The sequence below is a fragment of the Lactobacillus nasalidis genome, from assembly GCF_016587775.1.
GTDB lineage: Bacteria > Bacillota > Bacilli > Lactobacillales > Lactobacillaceae > Lactobacillus > Lactobacillus nasalidis.
Map to the genome: position 1 here is coordinate 1 of NZ_BOCG01000148.1, position 4,729 is coordinate 4,729.

Annotated in this window: 4 protein-coding genes; 2 read left to right on the forward strand and 2 right to left on the reverse strand. The window is 55.4% G+C overall.

Annotation, left to right across the window (positions count from 1 at the left end; all coding sequences use genetic code 11):
• Nucleotides 1–556: MFS transporter (locus tag lacNas_RS02595; protein ID WP_201346560.1), on the reverse strand; the 556-nt coding region annotated here is incomplete at its 3' end.
• Nucleotides 557–669: 113 nt separating this feature from the next.
• Nucleotides 670–1,416, reverse strand: coding sequence for a YczE/YyaS/YitT family protein (locus lacNas_RS02600; RefSeq protein ID WP_244660734.1), 747 nt, complete (start codon nucleotides 1,414–1,416; stop codon nucleotides 670–672).
• 239 nt (nucleotides 1,417–1,655) lie between these two features.
• On the opposite strand from lacNas_RS02600, the gene lacNas_RS02605 reads away from it, so the two are divergent.
• Both lacNas_RS02605 and lacNas_RS02610 read left to right on the forward strand, forming a co-directional pair.
• The gene (locus lacNas_RS02605; RefSeq protein WP_201331735.1) at nucleotides 1,656–2,837 is read left to right on the forward strand and encodes an MFS transporter; all 1,182 of its coding nucleotides are present in this window, start codon (nucleotides 1,656–1,658) and stop codon (nucleotides 2,835–2,837) included.
• Nucleotides 2,838–2,956: 119 nt separating this feature from the next.
• Nucleotides 2,957–4,729: FAD-dependent oxidoreductase (locus lacNas_RS02610; RefSeq protein ID WP_244661405.1), on the forward strand; the 1,773-nt coding region annotated here is incomplete at its 3' end.

The window sequence follows — 4,729 nt, forward strand, 5'->3', positions numbered from 1 at the left end:
GGCGGACGAAGTAAGTCAAAACGACTGGCACGATCCCGAACAGGAAGAGGGTGTTCCAGCCGTAGGCCGGAATGATCCAGGCGGCCAGCAGGGCAGCCACGATGGAGCCGACCTGGCCGCCGATGGCAGCGACGGAGCTTGCCCGGCCGATTTGGTCAGCTGGGAAGTTTTCCGCGATCAGGGCAATCCCGACCCCGTATTCACCCCCGGCCCCGATGCCGGCCAGGAAGCGGAGGGCATAGAGGGCGGTGATGTTGTGGGCAAAGTAGGTCAGACCCGTAGCGATGGCAAAAAGAAAGATCGTATAGCTGAAGGTTTTAACCCGGCCGATACGATCTCCCAGCAGCCCAAAGAGCGCGCCACCGAAGAACATGCCAAGGTTGGTAAAGGTCCCGATCCAGCCGCCGGCCGCGGAGCTGATGTGCATCTGCGCGATGATTTCCGACAGGGAGAAGGACAGGAACATGACGTCCATGTTTTCCAGCAGGAAGCCGGAAGACATGGAGGCCAGGACCCACTTTTGGTTAGTGGTCATTGAGCTTTGGGTATTATCCATTATTAACTTGTACCTCCAAAATTAATGCTCACGGACATTACTTATTTTGTATCGGTACCAATTATTTGCGTTTTTCTTAAGAATGTCAAGCTTTGTTTAAAAATGATTGTTATTTAATTATTTTCCGACCGGTCACTGATGGCTTTTGGCACAGTGACGTTGTGGTGCAGGCTGGGCCAGAGCCAGCGGTCAGCCAGGGCGATCATCGGCCCGTTGACCAGGAGGCAGAGCAGGGTGCCGATGCTGACGGCGTAGATTTTTCCGGTCGCCAGCCAGCAGCCGGCCGTGACCAGCAGCGGCACGCTGAAATTGATCAGCTGGGCGCGGACGACCTTGTTTCTGCAGTAGAGGAAGCGGAGAATGTTGGTCGTGTCATCGTTGGGGTGCATGATCAGGTTGGCCCTTTGATAAAAGGAGATCGAGCAGCCCAAAGTCATGATTCCGGCCAATCCGGCCGCCAGCCGCCAGGGCAGGGCCAGGTCCGGCAGCCCGATTGCTGAAAAAAGCCCGGTAAAAAGGTTGATGAAGAAGCTGAAGCAGGCAATGAAGCCGACCTCGCCCAGAAAGCGCGGCAGGTCAAAGCGCCGCAGGAGCAGCTGGTTGGCCAGGGCCACCAGGCAGCCGACCAGAAACATGCTCAAGGCAATGCTGATGTGAAAGATATGGGCCAGGTTGACCTCCGAGGCCCCCCAGGGAGCCGTGCCGATGTTGCTGGAAATGGTGATGCCGTTGCCAAAAGCATTCAGCACCAGTCCGACCGCCAAGGCCCCCAGCCGGCGGGGCAGAGGGTCAAAGCCAGCGGCTGTTTTAAAAGAATGAAAGAAGGTGCGAAATTTGAAGTGAGAATTGCTGAGATCCACGATATGCCTCAAAAAGAAAATAAGTCAAAAGAAATAAGCTGTCTGTTTGAACATTGACAATTTTAATCTATTGATTACCAGATATCCAATAGAATTTGTCTATTTATACTTAGTCTTAGTTAGAACAAACTTTAAATAGAATCAGTCTATCAATAAAAAAGCATTATCTATTATAAATGAAAGCGGTTTACGGTATACTAGAAAGTAAGTGAGAGAATTAACAAAAAAGGAGCGAGGATATGTCAGCTAAGAAACACCGGTACGCGGCCACGGCCACGACCGTCTACTTTTCATACTTTATGATGGGCATTGGGATGTCGCTGCTCGCGCAGTTCAAGCCGCAGTTCGCGGCCTTGTGGCATTCTTCAATTTCCGGCGTTCTGAGCGTGGTCAGCGCGGTCGGCATCGGCGGGATCGTCTCCATCCTGATCACCGGGCCGATTTCCGACCATTTTGGCCGCCGGGCCTCAGCCGTAATCGGCCACTTGATGTGGGCAGTTTACTACATCGGCCTGCTCTATGCCCCGAACTTCGCGGTCGCCTACGTGATCGGGATCATCGGCGGGGTGGCCAACTCGTTTTTGAACGCGTCCAACTTCCCGGCCTTGATGGAAATCTTCCCTGAGAGCGCCTCGGTGGCCGGCCTGATGTCGAAATTTGCCATCAACATCGGCCAGTTCTGCCTGCCGCTGGCAATCCTGCTGGGCACGGCCCTGGGTTCGGGCTACCGGACGGTCTTCATGATGGCCGGCGTGCTCTACATCATCATGGCCTTGATTCTGGCCTTCTCGCCTTATCCAGACCAGGTGTCCGGCCCCAAGAAGCAGGAAAAGGTCAAGCGGGACTTCAACCTGGGCGTATGGTGCCTGGTTTTGATGGGCTTCACCTCCACGGCGGCCTTCCTCCTCTGGATCAACACCTACCAGGAACTGGCCAAATCCTACGGAATCGCCCAGCCGAGCCAGCTGCAGTCGGTTTACGCGGTCGGGGCCTCGGTGGCGGTTTTGTTCAACTCCTTCATCATTAAAAAAGGGGTCAAGGAAATCGACATTCTGATCTGGTACCCCCTGCTCAGTGCCGCCAGCCTGCTTATGGTCTACTTCTTCAAGATTCCGCAGCTGCTTTACGTGACCAGCCTGATGATCGGCTTCTTCGCGGCCAGCGGCCTCTACCAGCTGGGTCAGAGCGTGCTGGGTCAGATGTACCCGGACATGAAGGCGACCGTGCAGTCCTGGGGCGGCTTTTTCTCAGCTTTCGCCAACTTCGCGATCATCCAGCTGGCGGCGTCAATTACCGCCCGGGCCGGATCTGCCGCACCGCGGCTGATCCTGCTGCTCAACGTGGCCAACATGCTCTTGGGCGTGCTGCTGGCCTACGTGGTCAAGCGGGTTGGCCGGAAAAAGTCCAGCAAGACTAATTGATGCATTCTCATTAATAAAAACACTCTATTGATAAAAAGGCCGGCACTTATTTTTTAATAAGGCTGGCCTTTATATAATGTAAGCGATTGTAGAAAAATAATTAGCTAGGAGAAGATCTCATGAGCAAAGAAATACTTAAAGCGCAGGCACAGGGCCGCAACGGTGAAATCGACTTTGACATCGAACTTGAAAACAGAGAAATTGCCGATATCAAGGTAACCAAGAGCTCTGAAACCAAGGCTGTCTTCAACCAGGCCTTCGGCCAGCTGCGCGACAATGTTTTGTCCGCCAACAGCTTCAACGTTGACGCCGTTTCCGGGGCAACGATCATGACCAAGGCCATCTTGGAATCTGGCCAAAAAGCCCTGGACGAAGCCGGCTTGCAGCCAGCGCCGCGTCCGGTAGACAGAAGCCACAAGGCAGTTACTTTGGACGTTGACGTGGCTGTCGTCGGTTCCGGGATGGCCGGCTTGATCGCGGCCTGCCGGGCCTTGTCCATGGGCAAGAAGGTTGCCGTTTTGGAAAAGAACGGCTACGTTGGCGGGGCCTCAATCTTGAACGGGTCAAACGTGACCGCCACCGGCTCAAAGCTGGCCAAGAAGCTGTTCGGCTCAGCTGCCGAAGAAGACTCAGCCCAGCGCCTGTTTGACGACATTACCAGAGAATGCCGCGGGACCAACTACCCGGAAATGTCCCACCTGCTGGCTGACAACATCGGCAAGGCCATCGACTTCATCACTGATTTTGCCGGCTTGACCTACCAAAAGGCAGAAACCCAGACCATCGAACACAGCGTTGACCGGCAAGTGGAAATGCCGAGCCAAAGCTCTTACGAAGTCGTGACCAAGGTGGCTGCCGCCTTTAAAGCCAAGGGCGGGATCCTGCTGACCGACGCCCGGGTCGAAGAATTGAAGAAGAACCCGGCTGGCGTCTTGACCAGCCTGGTAGCTGAAGGCAAGCACCAGACCACCACGGTCAACTTCAAGTCCCTGGTTCTGGCTGCCGGCGGCTGGGGCGCCAAGGACTTCAAGGAACACAAGACTGACATTCCTTACTACGGTCCAATGACTTCAACCGGTGACTACTTCGGCTTTGCCAAGGACATGAACCTGGCAACCCGGAACCTGGACTGGTACAAGGTCTACCCGCACGGCTTGGAAGTTGAACCTGGCATTGCCAAGCTGACCACTTACTCAACCAAGGAAGCCAGCGACATGGGGGCAATTTTTGTCAACCGGGCCGGCAAGCGGGTTGTCAACGAAAGCCTGCCATACACCCACTTCCGTGACGCCATTGCCAACGAAAAGGACAAGATGTGCTTCGTCGTAATGGACCAGCGCGTTTGGGACCGCTTCTACGCTTTGATGCTTAAGTACGGCTTCACTGCTGAAGAAGTCCAGGGCTTCTTCGCCAACGAAGGCCGCAAGAGCCCGGTTCTGGTCAAGGGCGACCTGGCCACGGTAGCGCAAAAGGCCGGCATTGACTACGCCAGCTTGAAGGAAACGGTTGAAAACTACCAGGAATACGCCAAGGCCGGCCGTGATCCGGAATTCGGCCGTGACGCCAAGTTCCTGCACCCGTTCGTTGGCGACACTTACTACGTCATCGAACAAAAGCTGCGTTTCTGCACCACCATGGGCGGTTACGAAGCAACCCGGGACATGCAGCTGCTGGACAACGACTTCAAGCCGGTTGCCAACTTCTACGCTGCCGGCGAACTGGTTGGCGGGGCCAACGGCCGGGACTCAATGCCATCAATGATGAACTCCTGGTCCTACGCTTCCGGTTTCGTGGCCGGCACGGCAGCGGCCGACAACGCCAACAACTACGCGCTTGACGCCGTAAGCAGCGCCAGCCATGCTCCGGCAGCTCCGGCTCCCAAGCCAGACGCC